Annotated in this window: 25 protein-coding genes and 2 tRNA genes; 7 read left to right on the top strand and 20 right to left on the bottom strand. The window is 69.1% G+C overall.

The window, feature by feature from the left end:
- Nucleotides 1–24 precede the first annotated feature (24 nt).
- From mfd to R8G01_07860, 7 genes are all read right to left on the bottom strand, one after another.
- On the bottom strand, nt 25–3,429 hold the full coding sequence (gene mfd / locus R8G01_07890) for a transcription-repair coupling factor (GenBank protein ID MDW3213898.1): 3,405 nt from the start codon (nt 3,427–3,429) through the stop codon (nt 25–27).
- Nucleotides 3,419–4,039, bottom strand: coding sequence for an aminoacyl-tRNA hydrolase (gene pth / locus R8G01_07885; protein MDW3213897.1), 621 nt, complete (start codon nt 4,037–4,039; stop codon nt 3,419–3,421). The genes mfd and pth overlap by 11 nt, the downstream gene beginning before the upstream one ends.
- A 23-nt stretch (nt 4,040–4,062) precedes the next feature.
- Nucleotides 4,063–4,734: a 50S ribosomal protein L25 gene (locus R8G01_07880; GenBank protein MDW3213896.1), complete on the bottom strand. Its 672-nt coding sequence runs from the start codon at nt 4,732–4,734 to the stop codon at nt 4,063–4,065.
- Between the two features lie 93 nt (nt 4,735–4,827).
- Nucleotides 4,828–5,367, bottom strand: coding sequence for a hypothetical protein (locus tag R8G01_07875; protein ID MDW3213895.1), 540 nt, complete (start codon nt 5,365–5,367; stop codon nt 4,828–4,830).
- Between the two features lie 151 nt (nt 5,368–5,518).
- Nucleotides 5,519–6,511: a ribose-phosphate diphosphokinase gene (locus tag R8G01_07870; GenBank protein MDW3213894.1), complete on the bottom strand. Its 993-nt coding sequence runs from the start codon at nt 6,509–6,511 to the stop codon at nt 5,519–5,521.
- A 30-nt stretch (nt 6,512–6,541) separates the two neighbouring features.
- Nucleotides 6,542–7,630: an NTP transferase domain-containing protein gene (locus R8G01_07865; protein MDW3213893.1), complete on the bottom strand. Its 1,089-nt coding sequence runs from the start codon at nt 7,628–7,630 to the stop codon at nt 6,542–6,544.
- A gap of 52 nt (nt 7,631–7,682) precedes the next feature.
- Nucleotides 7,683–7,753, bottom strand: a tRNA-Gln gene (locus R8G01_07860).
- Between the two features lie 159 nt (nt 7,754–7,912).
- On the opposite strand from R8G01_07860, the gene R8G01_07855 reads away from it, so the two are divergent.
- On the top strand, nt 7,913–8,005 hold the full coding sequence (locus tag R8G01_07855) for an AURKAIP1/COX24 domain-containing protein (protein MDW3213892.1): 93 nt from the start codon (nt 7,913–7,915) through the stop codon (nt 8,003–8,005).
- Nucleotides 8,006–8,070: 65 nt separating this feature from the next.
- Here R8G01_07855 and R8G01_07850 read toward each other — a convergent pair whose 3' ends face one another.
- From R8G01_07850 to metG, 5 genes are all read right to left on the bottom strand, one after another.
- Entirely contained in the window at nt 8,071–8,823 is a 753-nt protein-coding gene (locus tag R8G01_07850; protein ID MDW3213891.1) for a 4-(cytidine 5'-diphospho)-2-C-methyl-D-erythritol kinase, read from the bottom strand.
- Nucleotides 8,820–9,632, bottom strand: a complete 813-nt coding sequence (gene rsmA / locus R8G01_07845; protein MDW3213890.1) for a 16S rRNA (adenine(1518)-N(6)/adenine(1519)-N(6))-dimethyltransferase RsmA — start codon at nt 9,630–9,632, stop codon at nt 8,820–8,822. Before rsmA ends, R8G01_07850 begins: the two co-directional genes overlap by 4 nt.
- Complete coding sequence (locus R8G01_07840; protein ID MDW3213889.1) at nt 9,629–10,180, bottom strand: hypothetical protein; 552 nt, start codon at nt 10,178–10,180, stop codon at nt 9,629–9,631. Before R8G01_07840 ends, rsmA begins: the two co-directional genes overlap by 4 nt.
- Nucleotides 10,181–10,242: 62 nt before the next feature.
- Nucleotides 10,243–11,004, bottom strand: coding sequence for a TatD family hydrolase (locus tag R8G01_07835; protein MDW3213888.1), 762 nt, complete (start codon nt 11,002–11,004; stop codon nt 10,243–10,245).
- The gene (gene metG / locus R8G01_07830) at nt 11,001–12,521 is read right to left on the bottom strand and encodes a methionine--tRNA ligase (GenBank protein ID MDW3213887.1); all 1,521 of its coding nucleotides are present in this window, start codon (nt 12,519–12,521) and stop codon (nt 11,001–11,003) included. Before metG ends, R8G01_07835 begins: the two co-directional genes overlap by 4 nt.
- A gap of 79 nt (nt 12,522–12,600) precedes the next feature.
- Between metG and R8G01_07825 the strand changes: the two genes are divergently transcribed.
- A complete protein-coding gene (locus tag R8G01_07825; protein ID MDW3213886.1) occupies nt 12,601–13,389 on the top strand; it encodes a thioesterase family protein in 789 nt (262 codons plus the stop codon).
- 2 nt (nt 13,390–13,391) lie between these two features.
- Here the strand turns inward: R8G01_07825 and R8G01_07820 are convergent, their stop codons facing one another.
- The 7 genes from R8G01_07820 to trxA all read right to left on the bottom strand — a co-directional run bounded on the left by R8G01_07820 (nt 13,392) and on the right by trxA (nt 19,347).
- Nucleotides 13,392–14,201 (bottom strand): HAD-IB family hydrolase, encoded by an 810-nt coding sequence (locus tag R8G01_07820; protein MDW3213885.1) that lies wholly within the window; start codon nt 14,199–14,201, stop codon nt 13,392–13,394.
- Between the two features lie 18 nt (nt 14,202–14,219).
- A complete protein-coding gene (gene rsmI / locus R8G01_07815) occupies nt 14,220–15,044 on the bottom strand; it encodes a 16S rRNA (cytidine(1402)-2'-O)-methyltransferase (protein ID MDW3213884.1) in 825 nt (274 codons plus the stop codon).
- Complete coding sequence (locus R8G01_07810) at nt 15,041–15,346, bottom strand: DUF192 domain-containing protein (GenBank protein ID MDW3213883.1); 306 nt, start codon at nt 15,344–15,346, stop codon at nt 15,041–15,043. Before R8G01_07810 ends, rsmI begins: the two co-directional genes overlap by 4 nt.
- 62 nt (nt 15,347–15,408) lie before the next feature.
- The gene (gene ychF / locus R8G01_07805; GenBank protein ID MDW3213882.1) at nt 15,409–16,497 is read right to left on the bottom strand and encodes a redox-regulated ATPase YchF; all 1,089 of its coding nucleotides are present in this window, start codon (nt 16,495–16,497) and stop codon (nt 15,409–15,411) included.
- 13 nt (nt 16,498–16,510) lie between these two features.
- Nucleotides 16,511–17,449 (bottom strand): UDP-glucuronic acid decarboxylase family protein, encoded by a 939-nt coding sequence (locus R8G01_07800; GenBank protein MDW3213881.1) that lies wholly within the window; start codon nt 17,447–17,449, stop codon nt 16,511–16,513.
- Nucleotides 17,446–18,768: a UDP-glucose/GDP-mannose dehydrogenase family protein gene (locus R8G01_07795; protein MDW3213880.1), complete on the bottom strand. Its 1,323-nt coding sequence runs from the start codon at nt 18,766–18,768 to the stop codon at nt 17,446–17,448. The genes R8G01_07800 and R8G01_07795 overlap by 4 nt, the downstream gene beginning before the upstream one ends.
- 195 nt (nt 18,769–18,963) lie before the next feature.
- Nucleotides 18,964–19,347 carry a thioredoxin gene (gene trxA, locus R8G01_07790; protein ID MDW3213879.1) on the bottom strand — a complete coding sequence of 128 codons (384 nt, stop codon included), beginning with the start codon at nt 19,345–19,347 and terminating at the stop codon, nt 18,964–18,966.
- A 108-nt stretch (nt 19,348–19,455) separates the two neighbouring features.
- Here trxA and R8G01_07785 point away from each other — a divergent pair, with 108 nt between their 5' ends.
- From R8G01_07785 to R8G01_07775, 3 genes are all read left to right on the top strand, one after another.
- Nucleotides 19,456–20,490, top strand: coding sequence for a PHP domain-containing protein (locus R8G01_07785; GenBank protein ID MDW3213878.1), 1,035 nt, complete (start codon nt 19,456–19,458; stop codon nt 20,488–20,490).
- Nucleotides 20,491–20,783: 293 nt separating this feature from the next.
- Complete coding sequence (locus tag R8G01_07780) at nt 20,784–22,823, top strand: prolyl oligopeptidase family serine peptidase (GenBank protein MDW3213877.1); 2,040 nt, start codon at nt 20,784–20,786, stop codon at nt 22,821–22,823.
- Nucleotides 22,820–23,425: a hypothetical protein gene (locus R8G01_07775; protein MDW3213876.1), complete on the top strand. Its 606-nt coding sequence runs from the start codon at nt 22,820–22,822 to the stop codon at nt 23,423–23,425. Before R8G01_07780 ends, R8G01_07775 begins: the two co-directional genes overlap by 4 nt.
- Before the next feature lie 33 nt (nt 23,426–23,458).
- Here R8G01_07775 and R8G01_07770 read toward each other — a convergent pair whose 3' ends face one another.
- Nucleotides 23,459–24,391 carry a PD-(D/E)XK nuclease family protein gene (locus R8G01_07770; GenBank protein MDW3213875.1) on the bottom strand — a complete coding sequence of 311 codons (933 nt, stop codon included), beginning with the start codon at nt 24,389–24,391 and terminating at the stop codon, nt 23,459–23,461.
- Between the two features lie 80 nt (nt 24,392–24,471).
- Between R8G01_07770 and R8G01_07765 the strand changes: the two genes are divergently transcribed.
- Both R8G01_07765 and R8G01_07760 read left to right on the top strand, forming a co-directional pair.
- Nucleotides 24,472–24,810 carry a hypothetical protein gene (locus R8G01_07765; protein MDW3213874.1) on the top strand — a complete coding sequence of 113 codons (339 nt, stop codon included), beginning with the start codon at nt 24,472–24,474 and terminating at the stop codon, nt 24,808–24,810.
- Between the two features lie 36 nt (nt 24,811–24,846).
- A tRNA-Leu gene (locus R8G01_07760) sits at nt 24,847–24,932 on the top strand.
- The last annotated feature ends 2 nt before the right edge of the window (nt 24,933–24,934 follow it).

The raw sequence follows: 24,934 nt of genomic DNA, 5'->3' as shown, positions 1-24,934 counted from the left end.
GGCGGACAACCTATCGGCCGACCGTCAGGCGACGGGGATCAGCTCCTGCAGGAAACCGACGAGATAGGTGGCCGGGTCCTGCCGGTGCGGGATCGGGACGACCAGTTGTCGCAGATCCTCCTTGTAGATCGCGCCCTTCGACAGACGCTTGAGGCGGGTCGCCGACGACAGCTTCAACTCGATCGGTCCCAGCCGAGCGTCGGTGCTGGTGATCTGGAGGTCGGTGATGCCCAGACGGTGACACTCGGCGCGCATGCGACCGACCATCAGCAAGGCTTCGGCCGGGTCGGGGAGCGGGCCGTAGCGGTCCTCCCACTCGGCTCGGATGTCGTCGACCTCGGCGTGCGTGGTCACGCCGGCGAGCCGCCGGTACGCCTCGAGCCGCAGCTCCTCCTTGGCGACGTATTCGGCGGGCAGGAACGCGTCGGACGGCACGTCGAGTTTGATCTCGGCAGGCTGCTTGACCGGCTCCCCCTTCATCTCGGCCACCGCCTCGGTGACCATCTGGCAGTACAGGTCGTAGCCGACGGCGGCGATGTGACCGGACTGGGCCTGTCCGAGCAGGTTGCCGGCGCCCCGGATCTCGAGGTCGCGCATCGCGATCTTGAACCCGGAGCCGAGTTCGGTCGCCTCGCCGATCGTCTTGAGGCGCTCGTACGCCTCCTCGGTCAGCACCTTGTCCTGCGGATGGAACAGGTAGGCGTACGCCCGTGATCCACTGCGGCCGACGCGACCGCGCAGCTGGTGCATCTGACCGAGCCCGAGCAGGTCGGCGCGCTCGACCACGAGCGTGTTCACCGTCGGCATGTCGATCCCCGACTCGATGATCGTCGTGCAGACGAGGACGTCGTAGCGGCCCTCCCAGAAGTCGACGACGACCTGTTCGAGTGTGCCTTCGTCCATGCGACCGTGTGCCACCGCGATGCGGGCCTCGGGGACCAGCTGACGCAGGCGGGCCGCCGCCGTGTCGATCGACTGGACCCGGTTGTGGACCCAGAAGACCTGGCCCTCGCGGAGCAGTTCGCGCCGGATCGCCTCGATCGCGACCCGCTCGTCGTACTCGCCGACGTAGGTGAGGATCGGCTGGCGGTCGGCCGGCGGGGTCTGGAGCAGCGACAGGTCACGGATGCCGACCAGGCTCATCTCCAACGTGCGCGGGATCGGGGTGGCGGAGAGCGTCAGCACATCGACGTTGGTCTTGAGCTTCTTCATCTGCTCTTTGTGCTGCACGCCGAAGCGCTGTTCCTCGTCGACGATCAGGAGCCCGAGGTCCTTGAAGGTGACGTCGGCGGCGAGCAGGCGGTGCGTGCCGATGATGCAGTCGACCTCGCCGGCCCGGAGGTCCTGCATGACCTGTTTGGCCTGACCGGCGGTCAAGAAGCGTGACAGCACCTCGACCCGGATCGGATAGCCGGCGAAGCGGTCGGCGAACGTGTTGCCGTGCTGGTTCGCGAGCAGCGTGGTCGGGGCCAGCACGGCGACCTGCTTGCCGTCCTGGATCGCCTTGAACGCCGCCCGGATCGCGATCTCGGTCTTGCCGAAGCCGACGTCGCCGCAGACGAGGCGGTCCATCGGGAACGGGCGCTCCATGTCGCTCTTGAGTTCGTCGATCGCGGTGCGCTGGTCGGGCGTCTCGACGAACGGGAACGCGTCTTCCATCTCCTGCTGCCAGGGGGTGTCCTGACCGAAGGCGTGCCCTTCGGCGTTGACCCGCTTCTGGTAGAGCACGACGAGCTCCTGGGCGATCTCGCGCACGGCCGAACGGACCTTGCCCTTGGCCTTGGCGAAGTCGCTGCCGCCGAGGCGGTGCAGCGCGGGCGCCTCGCCGCCGACGTACTGCCGGAGGGTGTCGATCTGATCGGACGGCACGTACAGCTTGTCGCCGCCCTTGTAGGCGACGAGCAGGTAGTCGCGCTCGACGCCGCCGATCGTGCGCTTGACCATGCCCTCGTACTTGCCGACCCCGTGCTGGTGGTGCACGACGTAGTTGCCCGCCTTGAGGTCTTCGAAGGTGGCCGTGCCCTCACGTTTGCGGGTCCGGGCCTTGCGGTGAGCCCTGCGTCGACCGGTCAGATCGGACTCGGCGATGACGGCGAGTTTGGCGTTTGGCAGGGTGCAGCCGCGATGGAGCGGAGCGACCACGATGTAGCCGCCGGGCCGACTCACGTCGGTGTCGTCCCCGGCGACGACGAACTCGAGGTCCTGGTCGAGCAGGATCTGGCGAAGTCGTTCGGCCGAGCCGGTGCCGTCGGCCGCGACCGAGATGGCGAACCCGTCCGCGAGCATCTGCCGGAGCCGGTCGGTGAGCCCCGAGCCGTCGCCACCGATCGGGCCCCAGCCGGATGCCTCGACGAGCGGGGTGTCGGGTGACTCGGGGGTGGAGTCGATCGTCCAGAATCCGGCGTCGCCACCGGCGAGCAGCTGATCGGGGTCGGCGTGCAGCCGCGGGAACTCCTTGTCGGGATCGCGGGCCCACGTGGAGGCGAGCGCCTTCGCGAGGTCGTCTTCCTCGGCGAGGAGATCGGCGGCCCGGTCGCGCATGCGGCGCGGTTCGATCAGGATCGTCTTGGCCTCCGACGGCAGGACGTCGGTCAGCAGCACGTGCTCGTCGACGAGCCACGGCACCCACGACTCCATGCCCTCGAAGTGCGTCCCCTCGGCGAGCCGCTCCCACTGTTCGCGACCCCACGGCTCGGTGCCGACGAGCGAGGCAGCCCGCTCGCGCACGTCGTCGGACGGCATCAGCTCGCGGGCGGGGAAGATCAGCGCCTCGTCGAGGTCGGCGATCGAGCGCTGGTCGTTGACGCCGAACGTGGTGAGACGGTCGACCTCGTCGCCCCACAGGTCGATGCGGATCGGCGCGTCGGCGGTCGACGGATAGACGTCGACGATGGCGCCGCGTCGGGCGAACTCGCCACGGTGCTCGACGAGTTCTTCACGGCGGTAGCCGAACTCCACGAGCTGGGCCCCGAGCTGATCGGGATCGATGATGGCGTTCTGTCGGACGGCGATCGGCTCGACGTCGGTGGCGCCCGGTCCGAGCTTCTGCAGCAGTGCCCGAACCCCCGCCACGATGATCTTCGGTCGGCGGTCGCTGCTGCGGAGTCGCCACAGCACCTCGAGACGGGCGCCCATCGTCTCGACGGCGGGGCTCACCCGCTCGAACGGCAGCGTCTCCCACGCCGGGAAGTGAGCGACCGCGTCGTCGCCGACGTACTGGCACAGGTCGTCGTACAGCTGTCCGGCCATGGCCCCGGTCGGGCAGGCGACCACGAGCGGTCGGCGGTCGGACAGGTGAGCGAGCGCGGCGATCGAGATCGGACGCGCCACCTCGACGATCGCCAGGCGCGCCTGGGGGTCCGACAGCGCCCGAGTCAGTCCGGATTCGTCACGAAGGAGCGGCGGGAGTGCCGCAAGCTCACCGGCCATGGATGTCTTGCATCGCGGCATCGATGCCATCCGCGATGATCAGTTCGACGGCATCGGCGGCGATCTGGACGGCGACGTCGAGCACCTCGCGCTCCCGCCGGGGGACCTTGTTGAGCACGTGTCCGGCGCCGCGTTCCTTGTTCGGCGGTTTGCCGACGCCGATCCGGACGCGGAGGAAGTCCTGTGACCTGAGGTGCTGCGCGATGCTGCGCAGGCCGTTGTGCCCGGCGAGCCCGCCACCGTTCTTGAGCTTGACGACACCCGGTTCGAGGTCGAGTTCGTCCTGGACGACGATGATCTGCTCGGGCGACTCGATCCGGTAGCGGCGCACCAGCGACGAGACGGCACGGCCCGACTCGTTCATGAAGGTCAGCGGGAACGCCAGCGCTGCACGGACGGTGTCGCCATCGGCGGTGAAACGGGCCTCGCCGATCAGCGAGTTGTCGCGGCCGGCCTTGAGCGGGGCGTCGTGGCGTTCGGCGAGCAGTCGGACGACTTCCTCACCGACGTTGTGGCGCGTCCGCTCGTACTTGGGGCCCGGGTTGCCGAGTCCGACCACGAGCCAGTCGAACGGCGCGCCCTTTCCGGCACGCCGGTCGAAGAGGCCCATGGGTCAGCGGACGCCAGGGGGCGTCACTCGGCGGCGTCGTCGCCGCCGGCATCGGCCGCGGCGTCGCCACCTTCGGCGTCGGCGGCCGCGTCCTCGGCAGCCTCGGCGGCCGCGGCGTCTTCGTCGTCGAGCACCGGAGTGCGCATGGTGAGGACGGTCACGACGGCCCAGTCGTCTTCGCCGGTGGCGGTGACGCCGTCCGGCAGGTCGAGGTCGCCGATGGTGATCGTCGTGTCCATGTCCATGTCGGTCACGTCGACGACGATCTCGTCGGGGATGTTCCGCGGTGTGGTCGAGATCTCGAGCTCGTTGCGGTTGAGGTCGACGAGGCCGCCCTCGTCGCTGACGGCCTTGGCGTGACCCGTGAGATGGACCGGCACGGAGACGGTGATCTCGGCGCTCAGGTCGATCTGGATGAAGTCGACGTGGCGGACCGTGCGGCGGACCGGGTCGCGCTGCATGTCCTTGACGATCGCCGGGTAGACGGTGCCGTCGACGTCGAGGTCGAGGATCGTGTTCATCGCGGCGCTGCCCGAGAGCGCTTTGCGCAGGTCACGCCGGGGCACCGAGATGCTGATCGGGTCCATGCCCATGCCGTAGACGACCGCGGGGATCGAATCGGTCGCCAATTGGCGACGAGCGTTGGCGCTCCCGGTGGAGCGGCCGGAAGTTGCGGTCAGAACGGTCTCAGACATGGTTGATCAGCCTCAATGAGCAGTGATACGAGCAGCGAGCCATGCTACCGGAGGGTTCCGGCGGCCACACCGGCAACGCCGGGCAATCGCGGTTCAGCTCGCCAGTCGGCGGGTGCACCGTTCGTCGGTGCGGGCTCGGTAGCCCGTGATGAGGGCTCCGTCGGCCGTCATCACCGACAGTTTGACGTCCGAGATCCAGACGCCCTGCAGCGGGATCCAGGCATCGTCGCCGATGAAGTGCACGTCGAGCGGCTGGTCGCTGCGGAGGAATCGCCCCGTGGCGATGTCGATCGTCCACCACGACTGTTCACCGGCGACCCGCAGCACCCCGTCGCCGGCGGTCTCGACGTCGCGGGCCCGGCAGCGGCGGCGTTCGCAGCAGCGGAGCTCGGCGACCGCGGCGGGCGTCGACGCGAACGCATCGCTGCATTCGATCTGTTCGGGATCGATGACGACGACGACCTCGCTGGTGACCGATGCGTTCACCAGATGGGCGACGCTGTCGGTCGCGGCTCGATCGATGTGCATCGACGAGCGGACGACCACGTTGGGGCCGCGCATCTGGATCGTGACGTCGGCCGGGCGGTCGTCGGCGTCGGAGATGACCTCCAGGGAGCCCTGCTGGGATGCCATGCGTGCCCTCCAGGTTCGTGTCGCCACCGGCGTGCGGCGATGGAACGAGCTTGCGGGCGCTCGGTGACAGAACGGTGACAGAACCGCGCCGGTTCGGTACCAACCGCCAGGTTGCGTCGGGGTGTCGGCGCGTCGGCCCGGAGACGGCGCCTCAGGCGAGGTTCTCGCCGCCGAAGATCTCGCTGACGCTGGTGTCGTCGAACACGGCGCTCAGCGCTTCGGCGATGATCTCGGCGACCGACAGGACCTCGATCTGCGGCAGCTGCTTCTCGGGCGGCAGCGGCAGCGTGTTGGTGAGGATCAGGCGCTCGAGCGGTGCGTTCTTGAGACGATCGACCGCCGGACCGGACAGCACGCCGTGCGTGGCCATCGCCCAGACCTCGGTGGCGCCTCGTTCGAGCAGGATCTCGGCCGCCGACACGATCGTGCCGCCGGTGTCGATCATGTCGTCCGTCAGGATGCACAGCCGACCCTTGACGTCGCCGATGACCTCTTTGGCCTCGACCACGTTGGCCTGGCCCTTGGGGCGGCGCTTGTAGATGAACGCGATGTCGGCGTCGCAGTCGTGGAGGTGCTGGGCCATGCGCTCGGCGACCTTGATGCGGCCCGAGTCGGGCGACACGATGACCGGCGCATCGGGTGCCTGGGCACGGATGTAGTTCTCGAGGACCGGCCCGGCCGTGAGATGGTCGACCGGTCCGTCGAAGAAACCCTGGATCTGGCCGGAGTGCAGGTCGATCGAGATCATCCGCTTGGCGCCGGCGGCCTTGAACATGTCGGCGACGAGCCGGGCGGTGATCGGCTCGCGCCCTTCGGCCTTGCGGTCTTGGCGTGCGTACCCGTAGAACGGGCACACGGCGGTGATGCGCTTGGCCGACGCCCGGTACGCCGCGTCGATCATGACGAGCTGCTCCATCAGCGAATCGTTGACCGAGTGGCCGTCGACGCCGTAGTGGCTCTGCATGATGAACACGTCGGAACCGCGCACGCTCTCGGCGAATCGGGGCCGGATCTCGCCGTTCGCGAACTCGACGATGTTGGCGTCTCCGACCGGCTGCGCCAGGTGCTGTGCCACTTCCTGCGCGAGCTCGGGATGGGTGCGACCCGAATAGAGCGCAAGCTTCTTGGTGGTGACCTTTTCCATGAGGGGGCCCCTCCCCGGGGCGATGATCGGTCAGTCGGGAACAGGTGCAGTGTAGAACGCGCCGGTCGTGGACCCGGCAACGACGGAAGCGCCGGCCGGCAGGTGGGCGTAGGGGCCGACCGTGGCCCCGTCGCCGATCGATGCGTCGACCGCGACGGTGTGGCTGACCACGCAATCGTCGCCCACTCGACAGCTGTCGAGCTGGGTGTCGGGGCCGAGGTCGGTGCCGTCTCCGACGACGGTGTCGCCCTGCAGGATCGTGCCCGGGTAGATCGTGACATCGCGACCGAGTCGGACCGAGACGTCGATGAAGGTCTGGCGCGGGTCGAGCATCGTCACGCCGTTGAGCAGCCACCGCCGGTTCGTGCGATTGCGGAGCTCGCGTTCGGCGAGGGCGAGCTGCCAGCGGTCGTTGACACCCTGTGTCTCGGTGGGAGGCGCCTGCACCGCGCCGACACGGTGGCCCATGCCGGCCAGACCGGCGATGACGTCGGTGAGGTAGAACTCGCCCTGGGAGTTGTCGGTGTTGAGGTTGCGCAACGCCGGGCCGAGGAGATCGCGTCGGAACGCGTAGATGCTCGTGCACACCTCGGTGACGTCGAGCTCTTCGGGGGAGGCGTCGCGCTGTTCGACGATGCGCAGGACCCGGCCGTCGGACGCGCGCAGCACGCGGCCGTAGCCGGTCGGGTCGGGCATGACGCTCGTGAGCATCGTGGCGGCGTTGGAGTTCGCGACGTGGGTGGCGACCAACTCGTCGAGCGTGTCGGCGTCGAGCAGCGGCGTGTCGCCGGGCAGGACGATGACCGTCGCATCGTCGTCGTAGTCGTCGCCACCGAGCGAGGCCATACCGATCGCCGCAGCGTCGCCCGTGCCGTTCTGCTCGACCTGCTCGGCGAACACGACGTTGGCCCAGTCGGGTGCCGACGCCTGGACACGCTTGGTGACCTGCTCGGCACCGTGGCCCACGACCACCGCGGTCCGTGCCGGTTCGAGCCGCTCGAGCGCGTGGATGACGTGGAGCACCATCGGACGCCCGCAGATGCGGTGCAGCGGCTTGGGCCGCTCGGAACGCATCCGGGTGCCGGCACCGGCGGCGAGGACGATCGCGGAGACGGTCATCGCGGCAGCGTGGCCGAACACGGGCGGTCGTCGGCAATGCGGGAAGTCATCGTTCCGGGGAGAGGATTCGAACCCCCATCGACGGCACCAAAAACCGCTGTCCTACCATTGAACGACCCCGGACGGTCACCGAACCGGACGTGCCGGCCGACGCCACCACGGTAGCGCCCGGCCGGCCGGTCGCCGACCTCCGTTCGCCAAGTCGCCGACCACCGTGCCGGACGCACTCGACCGCAGTCGGGTGTCCGGGTTGGCGGCCTTCCCGATAGCGTGGCGAGCCTTATGGGATCGCTCGTCAAGAAGCGCCGCAAGCGCATGCGCAAGAAGAAGCACAAGAAGATGCTTCGCCGCACGCGTCATCAGCGTCGTAAATAACTCCATCCGTCCGGCCGTCGCGGCCGTCCCGATCCGACGTGGTCCCGGTTGTCGCCGATGCCAGGTCAGGATGCTCGGGTCGTCGTCGCGACCAAGATTTCTGCGCCCTCGTTGCCCACGGCAGCGAGGGCGTTGTCGTGCTCCCCGTGCACGAACCAGGTCGCGCCGCTGCCGGCGAGGATCGGGGTCCGGCCACACGCCGCCTCGATCAGATCTCGCCAACGCGCCAGTTCTGGCTCGACCGCGATCGCCGCGGCCTCGAGATCGTTGGGACCGTCGCCGGTCGGCCCGCCGAGCTCGTCCCACGCCCGATACACGGCCGGCGTGCTGACGTGGAGCGGCGGGATCACGAGGGTGACGGTGCGGTCGACGTGGGGGAGCGGTTCGACGATCTCGCCGATACCGCTCACCCGGGCGCGTCCACCGACGAGGCAGAACGCGACGTCGGCACCGATCTCGCTCGCCCGGATCAGGTCGTCGGGCGTCGCCGACCAACCGGCCCATCGGAGCGCCGCGGCGGCATCGGTCGACCCGCCGCCGAGCCCGCCGCCGTGCGGGATGTTCTTGCGGATCTCGACGCTCGCCGATCGTCCGGCCCGTCGCAGTGCCGCAGCGACGAGATTCGACTCGTCGGTCGGGACCCCGTCGGCGAAGGGGCCACCGACTCGGAGACTGGTGGGCTCGGCCGTGGCCACGAACTCGAGTTCGTCGGCCAACGACAGGCTGACCATCTCGGCGTCGATCAGGTGGTAGCCGTCGTCACGGGTGCCGGTGACCTGCAGCGACAACGTGAGCTTGGCGGGAGCCGGCGTGATCACGGCGCCACCGCCGTCGCGAGCCGGCACCAGGCGTCGAGGCCCAACTCCTCGGGGCGCGCCTCCGGCGACACACCGGCGGACTCGAACTGTTCGGCGGACACGCGGTCGCGGAGCGACTTGCGCAGCATCTTGCGGCGCTGCCCGAACGCCGCCTTGACCAGCGTGAAGAGTACGCCGGGCGCCACGTCGGGCGGCGGACGCCGGTCGATCCGGACGAGCGCCGACTCGACGTTGGGTCGCGGGACGAAGACCGATGCCGGAACGAGTCCGACCACGCGGGCGCTCGCCCAGTAGGCGACCTTGAGGCTGACTGCGCCGTACTGCTTCGATCCGGGGCCGGCGGCCATCCGCTCGGCGACTTCCCGCTGCACCATGACGAGCAGGGACTCGACCTGGGGGACGTCGTCGAGGAGGTCGCACACGAGCGGCGTGGCGACGTTGTAGGGCAGGTTGGCGACCAGGGTCCACCGATCGGCGCCGGCGAGGAGTTCGGTCCAGTCGAGTCGGGTGGCGTCACCTTCGACGACGTGGACGTTGTCGAGGTCGGCGACCACGTTGCGGAGCGCCGGGACGATGCCGTGATCGACCTCGATCGCCGTGACGGCGGCGCCGGTCTCCGCCAGTGCGAGGGTGAGCGAACCGAGGCCGGCACCGATCTCGACCACGTGGTCGCCGGAGCCGATGGCGGCGAGCGAAGCGATCCGCCGCACGGTGTTCGGGTCCGCGACGAAGTTCTGACCGAGGTCGCGTCGCGGTGCCAGGCCGCCGGCGCCCAGCAGATCGTGGATTCGGGTGCGGGAGTGCGTCACCAGGAGATCTCGACCGACAGGGGGGCGTCGGTGAGATCACCGATCTGGAGGAACGCGTCGGCGCTCAGGATGACCGCCTGATCGGGCACCGCGCCGCCGACGCTCACGATGCAGCGGATGCTCTGGCTGTTGTCGAGGTTGGTGACCGTGATCGCCGTGTCGAACGGGATGGTGGCCACGTCACGGATCTGGCACGCGGCGGGGTCGGTGATGCTGCGGCTGAAGCTGGCCGCGCCACGGATCGAGCGGCCGACCCGCGGGATCGCGATCGTCGCCGGATCGTCGGCCTGTGGCGGAACCGTGCCCTGGATGTAATCGGGGGGCGTGGTGCCCATCGGATCGGTGGTGGCGTTCGGACCGTCGGACGCCTCGTCGAGCGTGGGCGGCGTGCTCGCCCCCGGGATGATCGCGGGGCCGACGAGCGTGCTGTCGGGTTCGTCGGCGGCGTCGGTACCGCCCCGGTTGAGCAGGAACGCCGCCGGCACCAGGATCACCGTGATCGCCAGGGCGAGGGCGACTCGTCGTCGTTGCGCAAAATCTTCGTGCATCGTGGGTCGTACGCCGCCGGGTGGGGCAGGGCGGGCAGCGGCTTCCAGGCTACTGCGGCCGGTCAGCTTCCGATCTTCGGGAACGCCGCCCGGCCGTTCGCGGACGTCGCGTCGGCGATGGCCGTGACCGGTTCGTCACGGAGGTCGGCGAGGAACTGCGTGGTGTGGGCCACCCAGGCGGGCTGGTTGGTCTTGCCGCGATGGGGCACGGGCGCCAGGTACGGCGCGTCGGTCTCGACGAGCATGCGGTCGATCGGCACGATCGTGGCGGCGGCCTGGACGTCGGCCGCGCTCTTGAACGTGACGATGCCCGAGAAGCTCACGTACGCGTCGCGCTCGAGGCACCCGGCCGCCTCGGCGGGACCGCCCGTGAAGCAGTGGAAGATCGTGCGCTCGGGCATGCCCTCCGCGTCGAGGATCTCGAACGTCTCGTCCCACGCGTCGCGCGTGTGGATGACCAGCGGGAGTGCGAGCTCGTGGGCCAGGCGGATCTGCGCCGCGAACGCCTCCGCCTGTTCGGCCCGCGGCGAATGGTCGTAGTAGTGGTCGAGCCCCGCCTCGCCGACGGCGACCACGCGCGGGTGGTCGAAGAGGTCGGTGATCGTGTCGACCGTGTGCAGCGCTTCGTGGGGGTGGAGGCCGACGGTGGCCCACACATCGGGGTGCCGCTCGGCCGCGGCGATGGCCGCCAGCGATGTCTCGCGGTCGCAACCGACCGTGACCATCGTCGTGACCCCGGCCGCTCGGGCGGCTTCGACCGCGCCGTCGACACCGCCGGGCATCCGCTCGTCGTGGACGTGGCAGTGGCTGTCGAACAGGTTCACAGCTTGATGCGGGGGAAGAGGGAGTCGCCCTTGGTCACCGTCAGCCCGCCGGGATACCCGCCCCACGCCGCGGCGTCCGGCAGCCGCTGGTCGACGATGTCGGACTCGAAGCCGATCCGCTCCCACACCGCCTGCGCGGTCTCGGGCACAGCCGGGAACGCCAGGATCGCCACGATCCGCAACGCCTCGAGCGCGTCGCCCATCACGGCGTCGACCTCGGCGCCGGGCTCGGACTTCCACGGTTCGTTGGCCTCGAGGTAACCGTTCGTGGCGCGGATCAGCGACCAGGTGGCGTCGAGGGCCTTCGACGGGGCGACGTCGTCCCACCCCTGCGCGGTCTCGGCGTAGGCGCTGACCGCCGCGGCGGCGAGCGGGCTGTCGGCGCTGGGTGCCGGCCCGATGCCGTCGCACTTCTTGGCGACGACCGTGGCGACTCGCGCGGCCAGGTTGCCCAGATTGTTCGCGAGGTCGCTGTTGTACCTGCCGACCAGACCTTCGTAGCTGAAGTCGCCGTCGCTGCCGTACGGCGTCTCGGCGAGCACGTAGTAGCGGAACCCGTCGACGCCGACCGTGTCGATGAGATCGAGCGGGTTGACGACGTTGCCGCCGGACTTGGCCATCTTCTCACCGTCGACGAGCAGCCATCCGCCGATGCCCCAACCCTTCGGGAGCTCGACCCCGGCGGACATCAGCATCGCCGGCCAGTACACGCAGTGCTGACGGACGATGTCCTTGCCGATCAGGTGGAAGTCGGCGGGCCACCAGTCGGTGTAGTCCTGCTGATCGTCGCCGAAACCGGTCGCGGCCAGGTAGTTCGTCAGCGCGTCGAACCAGACGTAGGTGACGTGCCCGGGGTCCCACGGCAGCGGAATGCCCCATTCGAGACTGGTCCGGCTGATCGAGAAGTCGCGCAGACCGCCCTTGATCAGGCCGATCGCCTCGTTGGCCCGGTTGTCGGGCTTCATCGCTCCCGGGTGCTGCGTGTACCAATCGAGCAGTCGGTCCTCGAACCGGCTCAGTCGGAAGAAGTAGTTCTCCTCCTCGAGCGTCTCGACCGGTCGCTTGTGGATCGGACAGCACTCGGCGACGCCGTCGACCTCGACCAGCTCGTCGTCCGCGTAGTAGAGCTCGCATCCGACGCAGTACTTCCCGCTGTAGGTGTCGAGTTCGATGTCGCCGGCGTCGTAGCAGCGCTGCAGCAGCTCGGCGACCGCTGCTTTGTGGCGCGGTTCGGTCGTGCGGATGAAGTCGTCGTTGGCGATGTTCAGGCGCTCCCACGCGTGCTCGAACTTGGGCGCGATCTCGTCGGTGAACGCCTGTGGTGACTTGCCGGCCGCCTCGGCCGCCTGCTGGATCTTCAGGCCGTGCTCGTCGGTGCCCGTGAGGAACTTGACGTCGTCACCGAGCAGACGGTGCCAGCGGGCGAGCGCGTCGCCGACGATCGTCGTGTACGCATGCCCCAGGTGGGGTTCCGCGTTGACGTAGTAGATCGGCGTGGTGACGTAGAACCTGCTCACGCCCCTGACGCTACCGATCGCGCCCCGCGAACGACGGCCGAGTTCGGCCGCGGCGGGTACAGCTCATAGTCTTCCGGCCGTGTCGACCGAGTTCGAAGCTGCCACCGCCGTCCGCCGTCGAGCCGACGGGGGGTACGACGCCCGGATCGCTCCAGGGTGGGACATCGGCGGGAACGCGAACGGCGGCTACGTGATCGCGCTGGCGGCTCGGGCGATGAGCGACGCCGTCGGACGACCACCGCTGTCGCTGACGGCGCACTACCTCGCCCCCGGTCGCCCCGGACCGGTCGTCATCGACGTCGACGTGATCCGTTCCGGCCGTCGGACGGCCACGGTCGCCGCCCGGGTCCGGGCCGGCGAGACCGAGGTGCTGGCCCTGTTGGGCACCTTCGCCGAGCAGGAGCCCGGCGGCCCGTCCGTGATCGTCGGCGAACCTCCGGACCTGCCGCCCGTCGAGGAGTGCGTGTCCGCGTCGCCGCCCGTCGATTCGGGATTCCACGACCGGATCGTGTCGAGCGTGCGTCCGATCGACGCCGGCTTCCGCGACGGGCGGCCGAGCGGCACCGCGGAGGCCCACGGCTGGTTCGCGCTGCCCGACACCGACCGGATCGACGTGTTCGCGCTCCTGATGGCGACCGATGCGTTCGCTCCGGTCGTGTTCAACCGAGCGGAGTTCCCGCTCGGCTGGTCGCCGACACTCGAACTCACCGTGCACGTCAGGGGCGTCCCCGCCCCCGGTGCGCTGCGCGGTCGGTTCTCCAGCCGCTTCATGGCCGACGGCATGTTCGACGAGTCGGGCGAACTCTGGGACTCCGCGGGCCGGTTGGTCGCCCACTCGCGTCAGCTCGCGCTGGTGCCGCGCGGCTGAGGTCAGCGGAACCAGGCCCGTCGCGCCCGTCGGGTGCCCATCTCGATCCCGGCCGCGAACGTGCCGGCCGCGAGCCCGGCCGATGCGACACCGGCGGCGGTGCGGCGGATGACGGTCTTGGTGCGCTGGCTGAAGATGACGACCGGCCAGCCGTGCTCGCGGGCGTGACGCTCGAGCTTGTTGTCGGGGTTGACCGCGACCGGGTGGCCCACCGCGCTCAGCATCGGGAGGTCGCTCGCCGAGTCGCTGTACGCGTAGCACTGGGTGAGGTCGAGGCCGTCCCAGCGGGCGAGCGCGACGATGGCGTCGACCTTGCCGGTGCCGTAGCAGAAGGGCCCGTCGAGTCGCCCGGTGTAGACGCCGTCGACGACCTCGCCGACGGTGCCGATCCCGCCGGTCATGCCCAGCGACACGGCGAGTGGCTCGACGATCTCTTTCGGCGCCGCCGACACGATGTACGTGGACCGGCCCGCATGACGGTGGATGTCGACGAGACGGCGTGCCTCGGGTCGGATCTTGCCGAGCAGGACCGGCAGCACCTGCTCGTTGAGTGCGAGGAGGTCGTCTTGTCGGTGCCCGCGCACGAAGCCGAGGATGCGATCGCGAGCGGCATCGCTGGCGCCCGTGTCGTGGTCGCCGCGCATCTTGAACGTCGCCGCCGAGACCGCATCGCGCAGCAGCTCCCTGGTGGGCATCATGCCGGTCGAGCGGGCGGCGATGGCGAGCGCGAACGCCGACGACCCGGCGATCAGGGTCCGGTCGAGATCGAAGAACGCAGCGCTCGGGCCGGACGCCGACACGTAAGCGGTCATGTCCCCGACAGTACCGACTCAGCGGGGGGTGATCGCGAGCGCGTACGCGGTTCGTTTGGCGACGCCGAAGCGCTGCGCCACGGTCGCGGCCGCATCGCGCGTCGACGCTCCACCGTCGAGCTCCGCCTGGATCGCTTCGATGAGGGTGGCATCGTCGACCGGTGTGTCGTCGACCGGTGCGCCGCCCAGCACGATCACGTACTCACCCTTCGGCGTGCCGACGTCGAGCGTTCGGAGTGTGCCGCGCAGGACCGTCTCGTAGAGCTTGGTGAGCTCACGACAGACGACGACCGGCCGGTCGTCGTCGCAGGCCGATCGGAGATCGGCGAGTGTCCGCTCGATGCGGTGCGGCGCCTCGTACAACACGGTGGTGCGACGCTCGGTCACGAGTTCGCCGAGTCGGCGCTGACGTTCGCGTCCGCTGCGGGGGAGGAAACCCTCGACGACGAACCGATCGGTCGGGAGCCCGCTGATCGTCAAGGCCGTGACGGCGGCGACCGGACCGGGAACGGCCGAGACCGTGTAGCCGGCGTCGATCGCGGCCCGGACGAGCCGCTCGCCGGGGTCGGACACGCCCGGCGTGCCCGCGTCGCTGACGACGGCGACGTCGTTGCCGGCGCCCAGTTCGGCGAGCACGTCGTCGATCCGGTGGTACTCGGTGTGGTCGTTGGCCACCGCCAGCCGCTCGACCCGGATACCGGCGTGTTGGAGCAGTCGTCCGGTGCGACGGGTGTCTTCGCAGCAGACCAGGCCGGCGTTGCCGAGGACCTCGACAGCCCGCGGCGGCAGGTCGCCCAGGTTGCCGATCGGCGTGGCCACCAGCCAGAGCGTGCCGCCGGTCATGGCTCCCTGATCTCGACGGTGTCGCCGACGCGCAGACCCCACCGTGAGAACGCGCCGGCCTCGGCCTCGATGACCGTGCTCGCGCGCCACACCGGCACGCCGACACGGCGTCGGTGCATCTGCATCGTCTTGACGACGACGCCGTCGTCGCTCACGAAGGCGACATCGATGGGAAATCGCATGCCGATCGTGTGGACCCAGCGGCACGGGCGCAGGACGAGAGCCCCCTCGAGGCCGTCGCGACCCAGGAGACCCTTGCGGCGCGCCGAACGCGCGTCGGCCATCTCGACGGAAGCGAGCACACGAGCGTCCTCAGTCACCAACCACGGCACGCACGCAGTGTGCCAGCTCGCGTGTCGCCGACCTACACGTTGAAGCGGAACTCCATCACGTCGCCGTCCTGGCCGATGTAGTCCTTGCCCTCGACCCGCAGCTTGCCGGCCTCTTTGGCCTTGTTCCACGACCCCAGGGTCAGCAGCTCGTCCCACTGGATGACCTCGGCGCGGATGAAGCCGCGCTGGAAGTCGGTGTGGATCCGACCGGCGCACACGGGAGCGGTCGAACCCTCGTAGAACGTCCAGGCCCTGGTCTCCTTCTCACCGGTCGTGAAGTAGGTGCGCATCCCGAGCAGGTGGTAGGCGGAGCGGACCATCCGGAACAGTGCGCCCTCGCCGAGCCCGAATCCTTCGAGCATCTCGGCCCGTTCGGTCGGATCGGTGATGGTGGCTGCCTCGGCCTCCAACTGCACGCACATGCCGATCACCTCGACGTTGTCGCCGGCGCTGTTGAACTCGGCGGCCACCAGGGCCTCGGCCGCCGGAATGTCGTCGATCGCGTCTTCGCCGACGTTGACGACCGCGAGCACCCGACGGTTGGTGAGGAGGAAGTACGGCGCGAGCTGCTCCTTCGCGTCGGCCGAGAGGCCGGCCCGATAGAGCGGGAGCCCCTCGCTCAAGGCGTCGTAGGCGGACTGCAGGGCGGCGATCTCGTCGCCGAGGGTCTTGTCGAGTTTGGACTGCCGCGTCGCCTGGGTGAGGCGCTTCTCCACGGCTTCGAGGTCGGCGAGCGCCAACTCCAGCTCGACGACACGGAGGTGTTCGAGCGGGTCGGGGGACCCGACGACGTCGTCGTCCTCGAAGGCCCGAAGTACGAACACGATGGCGTCGACCTCACGGATGTTGGCGAGGAACTTGTTGCCGAGTCCTTCGCCCTTGGACGCGCCTTCGACGAGGCCGCCGATGTCGACGACCTCGACCTGGGCGTGGATCACGTTCTTCGACGCCGACATCTCGGCCAGTCGATCGACCCGTTCGTCGGGGACCTTGGCGACCCCGATGTTGGGATCCTTGGTGGCGAAGGGGTACGGCGCAGCGAGCGCGCCGCCCCCGGTGAGCGCGTTGTACAGAGATGACTTGCCCGCATTGGGCAGTCCGACGAGACCGAACCGTTCCATGAGGTGGGTCAGGCTACGAGCGGAACCACTCGATCGTCTTCGTCAGACCGTCGCGGAGACCGATCGTGGGGGTCCAGCCCAGGGTCTCGGCCGCCAGCGAGATGTCGGGTTTGCGGACTCGAGGGTCGTCGCTGGGGAGGGGTTCGAACACGATCTCCGACGTGGTGTCGATGAGCTCCATGACGACCCGGGCGAGTTCGTGCATCGTGAACTCGTCGGGATTGCCGATGTTGACCGGGCCGACGTACTCACTGTCGAGCAGTGAGATGAACCCGTCGACCTCGTCGTCGACGTAGCAGAAGCTGCGCGTCTGGCTGCCGTCGCCGTAGATCGTGATCGGTCGCCCGGCGAGCGCCTGGTGGATGAAGTTCGTCACGACGCGACCGTCGTCGGGCTGCATGCGCGGCCCGTACGTGTTGAAGATCCGGGCGATTCGCACGTCGACGCCGTACGTGCGGTGGTAGGTCATCGTGATCGACTCGGAGAACCGCTTCGCTTCGTCGTAGACCGAACGCTCGCCGTTCGGGTTGACGTTGCCCCAGTAGCTCTCGGGCTGGGGATGCACCAGCGGGTCCCCGTACACCTCGCTGGTCGATGCGAGGAAGAACCGCGCGTCGTGCCGACGGGCGACTTCGAGCAGTTGGTGGGTTCCGACGCTGTTGGCCATCAACGTGTCGAGCGGTCGCCTGAGGTACTCGGGTGGCGACGCAGGGCTCGCGAGGTGCATCACGGCGGTCACGTCGGCGATGTCGAGTGATGCGGCGTCGACCACGTCGCCGCGCACGAGTCGGAATCGCCCGGACGCATCGAGGTGGCGCACGTTGTCGATGTGCCCGGTCGACAGGTCGTCGAGGCAGGTGACCGTGTCGCCGCGCTCGATCAACCGGTCACACACGTGCGAACCGAGGAATCCTGCGCCCCCGGCGACGACGACGTGACCGGGCCGGATCATGAGCGCCCGACCCCGTCGTAGGTCAGGCCGGCGGACTTGACCACGGCGGGTTCGAGCAGGTTGCGGGCGTCGACCACCGCGTTGCCGCGCATCGCCACGGCGGCGGCGTCGAGGTCGAGCTCGCGGAACTCCGGCCACTCGGTCAGGATCGTCAGGACATCGGCGTCTGCGGTCGCGTCGGCCATCGAGTCGCACAGTGTGATGCCGGCCAACCGGTCGGTCTGGATCGGGTCGAGTTCGCCCGTGGCCGTCGGGTCGTAGGCGCGGATCTCGGCGCCCCGCCGACGCAGGTCGTGGAGGATCCGGAGCGCCGGTGATTCGCGAAGGTCGTCGGTTCCGGCCTTGAACGTGAGCCCGAGTGCGCCGATCACCACCCCCTCGAGTCGGTCGTGTTCGAACCGGTTGGCACCGCGTGCGATCTTGTTCGCGATGCGGTCGTACTGTTGCTCGTTGATGTCGATCACGCCTCGCATGAGCGAGAAGTCGTAGCCGTGCTCGCGGGCGATGCTGACGAGCGCTCGCGAATCCTTGGGAAAGCAGCTGCCGCCCCAGCCGGGGCCCGGATTGAGGAACTGGTTCCCGATACGGTGATCGCTGCCGATGCCGGCGACGACCGCCGCGACATCGGCGCCGACCTGTTCGCACATGGCGGCCACACTGTTGATGAACGAGATCTTCATGGCGAGGAACCCGTTCGCCGCGTACTTGATCGTCTCGGCCGACGCCGGGTCGGTGACGATGAACTCGGTGTCGAGCGACTCGTACAGCGAGCGCACGACGGCCGCCGCACGCTCGTTGTCCGCCCCGATGACGACCCGGTCGGGGTTCAGGCAGTCGTGAACCGCCGATCCTTCGCGGAGGAACTCGGGGTTGGAGGCCACGTCGACGTCGTCGCGGCCCAGCGCGCCAACGACGACGTGGAACGATCCGACGGGAACCGTCGACTTGTTGACGACGACCGCGCCCGGCTTGAGCATCGGACCGATCTCGGCGGCGGCGGCACGGACGTACGTGAGATCGGCCGATCCGTCGTCGTCCTGCGGCGTGGGAACGCACAGGAAGACCACGTCGGCGGTCCGGACCGCAGGGTCGGAGCCGAGGTGGAACGTCAGACGCCCGGCGGCGCGGTTGTCGTTGACGAGTTGGTCGAGGCCGTGCTCGACGATCGGGATGACGCCCTGGTCGAGGAGGTCGACCTTGCGGGGGTCGACGTCGCAGCACGACACCCGGAAGCCGAAATGCGCCAGGGTCGCACCGGTCGTCAACCCGACGTATCCGGTGCCGATGACGGCGATCTGCTTGACGGGTTCATTGCTCACGGGTGACCTCGGCTGGGGAGGGGGCGAATCGCCGCCACTTTAGGAGCAAGCTGCGGTCGGCCCGCAGTACCCCGAAAACTTCACGAGCCGGGCAGCATCGCTGCCCGGCTCGTCGCCCGATCGGAACGGGGGGATTCCGAATCGGTTTGCCTGGCGTCCGACGAGAGGAGGAAGTTCGTCGGACGTCGGATGTGGTCAGCCGTTGTCGGCCGTTGCCTCGCTGGTCTCGCCGTCGAGTTCCTGCCGGACGGCGTCCATGTCGAGTTCGCGGACCTGGCGCAGCAGGTCGTCGAGCGCCGACTTCGGGAGCGCCCCGGGCTGGCTGAAGAGCTGGATGCCGTCGCGGAAGATCATGAGGGTCGGGATCGACATGATGCCCAGCGACCCGGCGAGCTCCTGCTCGGCCTCGGTGTCGACCTTGGCGAAGACGGCGTCGGGGTTCTCCTCGGCGGTCTGCTCGAAGATCGGTCCGAACTGGCGACACGGCCCGCACCACTCGGCCCAGAAGTCGACGAGCGTGATGCCGTCGGACGAGATCGTGGATTCGAAATTCTCCATGTTGAGTGTGCTGGTTGCCACGTGCGACTCCTTCAAAATCGTGTACGTCATGTGGAACGCAGTGGGTCGGCGCGGTATTCCGTCGCCCCGTGTGTCGGTCGTCACGGGTGGTTCGGTACGTTGGTGGTCGTGCCGACGACCGCTCCGATGTCACCGGAAGCCGCGCTCGAGCGGATCATCCACTGCCTCGATCGATCCCTCGCGTCGCCCTACAAGACACGTGCGTTCGTCGGCGCGCTCGGCGTGGTCCGCACGACCGACCCGGTCGAGTTGGCCGAACGTGCCCGCGACCAACGGCTGGTCGAACTCGACGGCATCGGCGACGCCACCGCCGGTGTGATCACCGAGGCGCTCGCCGGCGTCGTGCCCGCATATCTTCGCAAGATCGAGGCCGAGTCCGAGGTCGAACTGACCGAGGCCGGTGCTCCGTACCGGGCCGCGCTCCGGGGTGACTGCCATCTGCACTCGACCTGGAGCGACGGCGGGGCCGAGATCGAGGCGATGGCCGCCACCGCGATCGCCCTCGAGCACGACTACATGGTGCTCACCGACCACTCGGCCCGGTTGACCGTCGCTCACGGGTTGAACGAGGAACGCCTCGCCGACCAGCTCGTCGAGATCGAACGCGTCAACGATGAGATCGCCGCGGCCGGGCACGACTTCCGGATCCTGACCGGCATGGAGGTCGACATCCTCGAGGACGGGACGCTCGACCTGTCCGACGAGATGCTCGGCCGGTTGGACGTCGTCGTGGCGAGCGTGCACTCCAAACTGCGGATGGAGTCGAAGCAGATGACCGAGCGCATGGTGACGGCGATCGCCAACCCGCACGTCGACATCCTCGGACATCTCACGGGCCGCAAGGTCGGCAAGCGACCCGAGTCGACCTTCGACGCCGACTACGTGTTCGCCGCGTGCGCTCGGTTCGACACGGCGGTCGAGATCAACTGCCGTCCGGAGCGCCTCGACCCGCCTCGGGAATTGATCGACCTGGCCATCGAGTACGGGTGTTGGTTCTCGATCGACTCCGACGCCCATGCGACCGGCCAGCTCGAGTTCCAGCCGTACGGCTGCAATCGGGCGGCCGAACGCGACGTACCGATCGAGCGGATCGTCAACACGTGGTCGGCCGACGAACTCGTCGAATGGGCGTCATCGCACTGATCGGCCGGTTGGTGGCGACGTTCCGGCGCCGTAGGATGTCGAACCTATGTCGAAGAAGACGAGTCGCAAAAAGGCCAAGCTGCGCCGGAGCAAGGCGAACCACGGCAAGCGCCCCAACATGGGTCGCGGCTGAGCAACGCCCTGACACACCGGCGCGCTTCGAGCGCGCGAAGATCTCGATGAAGCCGTCGGCCCAGGCCGACGGCTTCATGCTGTGTGGGCGCGGGCCGGCCGCGCCGAATCACCCGTCCGGTGCACCCGGGCGGCCGATGCCGCCCGACTAGCCTGCCGCCATGACCGGCGGGCGCCCGCAGGGCGAGACACGACGCACCGATGACGGCGACCTGTATCACGGGGTCTTCGTCTCCGATCCCTATCGATGGCTCGAGCAGGGAGACGCCGGCGAGGTCCGGGAGTGGGTGGCGTCGCAGAACAGCGTGACGAGGGCGGCGCTCGACGCCGAGCCGAGCAGAGCCGACTGGCACCGTCGCGTCTCTCGGCTGCTCCGGCTGCCGATCGTGCAGTCGGTCCGGTGCGTCGATGGTCGCATGTTCCTGCTCGAACGGGCCGAGGGTGCGCCCCAGGCGAGCCTCGTCGTCCGCCGGGTCGACGACCCCGATGCGTTCGTGATCCTGGTCGATCCGACCGTCGATGCCGCCGACGGCGTCGCCGCGATCGATTGGTTCTCGCCGTCGCCCGACGGTTCGCAGGTGGCGTTCGGTATCAGCGAGGGTGGGACGGAGAACTCGGAGCTGCGCATCGCTCGGACGGCCGACGGCACGTTGCTCGACGTGCGGATTCCGGATTGCCGGGCGAGCAGTGTCGCGTGGGAGCCCGACGGTTCCGGTTTCTTCTACACGCGGTATCCGGCGGGCGATGCCTACCACCGGACCGTCTTCCACCACACGATCGGCGACGACCCGGCCGACGATCCGGTCGTCTGGGCCGAACATCCGACACCCGAGACGTGGCCGAGTGTCACGACGTCGTCGGACGGCCGATGGTTGCTGGTGCAGTCCTCGGTCGGCTGGAGCCGCACCGACGTGCAGCTCCTCGATCGCCGGGACGATACGTGGAGGTCGGTCCTGCTCGGTGCCGACGCGACCGCTTCGATGACGTTCGTCGACGACGGGACACTCGTCGGCCTCACCACGCTCGACGCGCCGCGCGGGCGGGTGGTGACGATCGACCTCGAGGGGGACGATCTCGGTCCCGAGACGTGGGACGAGGTGGTACCCGAACGCGACACGGTCGTCACCGGCGTTCGTGCCGACCGTCACGGACTCGTGGTGGCAACGTCGCGGAACGGCGTCGATGCCGTCGAGCGGTGGTCGGTCGACGGGAGCGTCACCGACACGCTCAACGGGCTCGACGGCAGCACGGTGGTCCAGTTGGACGTCGATCGCGCCGAGATGAGTGCGTACGCCGTCTGCACCGGGTTCGACCAGCCGAACGCCGTGTTCCTCGTCGGGAGGCAGGGGTTGGAACGGGTCCAGCCGGCGAAGCCGCCACCCGACGTCCCCGACCTGGCGGTCACCCACGTCGAGTACCCGTCGTTCGACGGCACGCTCGTCGGCATGTTCCTGATCCATCGTGCCGATTTGGTACCAACCCCCGACACGGCCACGATCCTCACCGCCTACGGCGGGTTCGCGATCACCAAGACACCCACCTGGTCGGCCCTGATCGCAGCATGGTGTGAGGCGGGCGGGCAGTACGCGATCGCCGGGCTCCGTGGTGGCTCCGAGCACGGGGACAGCTGGCACCAGGCCGGCCGGCGTGGCAACAAGCAGAACGTGTTCGACGACTTCCACGCCGCGGCCGACTGGCTCGTCGAGACCGGCCGCACGTCACGCGACCGCCTCGGGATCGCCGGCGGGTCGAACGGCGGCCTGCTGGTGGGTGCCGCACTCACGCAGCGTCCCGACCTCTGCCGAGCGGTGTGGTGCGCGGTTCCGCTCCTCGACATGGTGCGCTTCCCGCAGTTCCTCATCGCTCGACTCTGGACCGACGAGTACGGCGACCCCGATGTGGCCGAGGAGTTCGAGTGGCTGATGAACTACTCGCCGTACCATCACGTCCGCGATGGCGAGCGGTACCCGGCGGTGCTCCTCACGACCGCCGAGGGCGACAGTCGCGTCGACCCGCTGCACGCCCGCAAGATGGCCGCTCGGTTGCAGGCCGCGGCGGTCGATCAGCACGAACGACCGATGTTGCTCCACCAGGAGAACCGGGCGGGCCACGGAGTCGGGAAGCCGGTCGCGAAGAGCGCTGACGAGCACGCGGATTCGCTGGCGTTCTTCGCCTGGCAGCTCGGGCACGAGCCGCGATGACCGGCGTCCGTCTCGCTGCGGTGTGCGTGCCCGGTGACGCCGAAGCGTGGCGGTCGCTCGGCTTCACGATCGATCACGGCTCGGTGGCCCTGTCCAACGGAGCGATCAGGCCGGGGGCCGCCGTCCACTCGATCGAACTGGAGCCTCCGGGGCGGGGCGATGACTCGGTGGAGGGCATCCCGATCCGCCACGGCACCGGTGGGGCCACGCCGACGGCGACGCATCCCAACGGGGCCGTCGAACTCGATCACGTGGTCGTGGTGACCGACTCGATCGATCGCACCTCGGCGGCGATCACTCAGACGCTGGGACTCGCACAGCGTCGAGTCCGCGAGACGCCACAGGTGAGGCAGGCGTTCCACCGCTTCGCCGACGAACCCGATGGGACGCGAGGTTGCATCATCGAGGTCGTCGAGCGCCCGGGTCTCACCTCGGTCGACATCTGGGGTCTGGTGGTCATCGTCGCCGACCTCGACCTGGCCGTCGCGGCGTCCGACGGTCTCGTCGGCGCACCGAAGCCGGCGGTGCAGCCGGGGCGGCGGATCGCCACCGTGTCGCGGTCGGCGGGCCTGCCGCTCGCCGTGGCGCTCATGTCGCGTTGATGGCGCGCCGTGGGCCGACCGGGTCCAGACCGATCAGTCGCGTTCGTCGCCACCGGCGAGGTAGGCCTGCCCCTCGACACAGTCGTCCTGCAGCGGGCACCACTTGCACGAGACCCCTGGGCGTTTGACCGGTGCACGGCCTTCGACACGGAGTTCGATCTCCGCGTTGGCCGCATCGAGCATGCGTCGGCTCGCCGTGAGCAGGACCCGCTCGGTCACGTCTTCGACGACGGGTTCGCCGGCATCGAGGTAGAACGATGCGATCTTGCGGGGCGGGATCTGGGTGCGGAGCGTCTCGACGAGTGCGTAGAACCGGAGGTCTTCGCGATGTTTGGGGGAGACCCACCCGGTCTTGAGGTCGATGATCACCTTGCGGCTCTCGGCGCCCGCCGGACGCCCGAGGGTGAGGTCGACCTTGCCCGACAGCACGATCGGACCGTCGACTGGCCATCGCACGCTCGACTCGACCGTCGGTGCTGCTCGACGGTCGAGCGGCGGGAAGCACTCTTGGAACTTGATCAACTTGTCGACCGCGAAGCCGCGCAGGTCGGCGAGGTCGGCCTCGCTGAGGCCTTCGATCCAGTCGCCGATGCTCGAATCGTCGTCGGCGAGTCGGGCGAGTGCTTCGTCGACGACGTCGGCCGGCACCGGGTCGCCTCGCCAGTTGATCATCAGCTGGACCGCACGGTGGGCGACCTGGCCGCCGGCGACGGCCGGCGACCAACTGAACTCGTCGTCGTGCAGGTGCTGCACCTCGCAGCCGAGCACGCTCGACACGCGATGCTTGCTGAGGAAGATCGACTCGTCGCCGAGGCGCTCGCGGAACCCCTCGAACGCCTCGTCGACGTCGGCGCGGAGTGAGGCGATGAACGCGGTGTCGAACACGACGGGATCGGCAGCTCGGCGGAGGAGCCCCAACGTCTTGTGCTGCAGCGGACTCAGCTCGGTCGCAGCGGCGTCGGTCATCGGCACCGACACTACCGAGCCGGTGTGACGACGCCAGGCTCTCCCGGCCGCTGTCACACCCTCATGCGCATGATGTCGCCATGTCCACATCGCCCACCTCGGCCAGCACGGTCGACTTCGCCTCGGCAGCGCGGTCGCTGACCCGCGAAGCGCGTCGGCGCGGGCTGGTCGGGCCGAGTTTCCGGTGCCCGCCCCGGCTCGTCGGTGTCGATCGTTCGATTCGTCGGCGTGGCGATGGAGCGATCGTCTCGGTCCGCTTGCGAGGTCGCCCGTGGGTTGCCGTGCTCGCCGACATGATCGAGGGCGTGATCGCCGCCAACCGTCTGGTGGCACCGCAGGCCGACCGTTTGCGGGCCGACCTCTGGGTGCTGTGCGGCGCCGACCAGGTGCCCGAGGCGTCGGTCGCGCGCGTCGCCTGAACCGGTCGTGCACCGCCGGGTAGCGTGCCCCACCAGGCCCGGGTGGCGAAACTGGCAGACGCGGGGGGCTTAAACCCCCCTTCACCGCAAGGTGAGTACGGGTTCAAATCCCGTCCCGGGCACC

The sequence above is a fragment of the Ilumatobacteraceae bacterium genome, assembly GCA_033344875.1.
GTDB lineage: Bacteria > Actinomycetota > Acidimicrobiia > Acidimicrobiales > Ilumatobacteraceae > Ilumatobacter.
This window is presented reverse-complemented; position numbering and strand designations above follow the sequence as displayed.

Excerpts from the sequence above, each read along its gene's own strand:
- mfd (MDW3213898.1), bottom strand. The coding sequence starts at position 3,429 with ATGGCCGGTGAGCTTGCGGCACTCCCGCCGCTCCTTCGTGACGAATCC.
- pth (MDW3213897.1), bottom strand. The coding sequence starts at position 4,039 with ATGGGCCTCTTCGACCGGCGTGCCGGAAAGGGCGCGCCGTTCGACTGG.
- R8G01_07880 (MDW3213896.1), bottom strand. The coding sequence starts at position 4,734 with ATGTCTGAGACCGTTCTGACCGCAACTTCCGGCCGCTCCACCGGGAGC.
- R8G01_07875 (MDW3213895.1), bottom strand. The coding sequence starts at position 5,367 with ATGGCATCCCAGCAGGGCTCCCTGGAGGTCATCTCCGACGCCGACGAC.
- R8G01_07870 (MDW3213894.1), bottom strand. The coding sequence starts at position 6,511 with ATGGAAAAGGTCACCACCAAGAAGCTTGCGCTCTATTCGGGTCGCACC.
- R8G01_07865 (MDW3213893.1), bottom strand. The coding sequence starts at position 7,630 with ATGACCGTCTCCGCGATCGTCCTCGCCGCCGGTGCCGGCACCCGGATG.
- R8G01_07855 (MDW3213892.1), top strand. The coding sequence starts at position 7,913 with ATGGGATCGCTCGTCAAGAAGCGCCGCAAGCGCATGCGCAAGAAGAAG.
- R8G01_07840 (MDW3213889.1), bottom strand. The coding sequence starts at position 10,180 with ATGCACGAAGATTTTGCGCAACGACGACGAGTCGCCCTCGCCCTGGCG.
- R8G01_07820 (MDW3213885.1), bottom strand. The coding sequence starts at position 14,201 with ATGACCGCTTACGTGTCGGCGTCCGGCCCGAGCGCTGCGTTCTTCGAT.
- rsmI (MDW3213884.1), bottom strand. The coding sequence starts at position 15,044 with ATGACCGGCGGCACGCTCTGGCTGGTGGCCACGCCGATCGGCAACCTG.
- ychF (MDW3213882.1), bottom strand. The coding sequence starts at position 16,497 with ATGGAACGGTTCGGTCTCGTCGGACTGCCCAATGCGGGCAAGTCATCT.
- R8G01_07800 (MDW3213881.1), bottom strand. The coding sequence starts at position 17,449 with ATGATCCGGCCCGGTCACGTCGTCGTCGCCGGGGGCGCAGGATTCCTC.
- R8G01_07780 (MDW3213877.1), top strand. The coding sequence starts at position 20,784 with ATGACCGGCGGGCGCCCGCAGGGCGAGACACGACGCACCGATGACGGC.
- R8G01_07775 (MDW3213876.1), top strand. The coding sequence starts at position 22,820 with ATGACCGGCGTCCGTCTCGCTGCGGTGTGCGTGCCCGGTGACGCCGAA.
- R8G01_07770 (MDW3213875.1), bottom strand. The coding sequence starts at position 24,391 with ATGACCGACGCCGCTGCGACCGAGCTGAGTCCGCTGCAGCACAAGACG.
- R8G01_07765 (MDW3213874.1), top strand. The coding sequence starts at position 24,472 with ATGTCCACATCGCCCACCTCGGCCAGCACGGTCGACTTCGCCTCGGCA.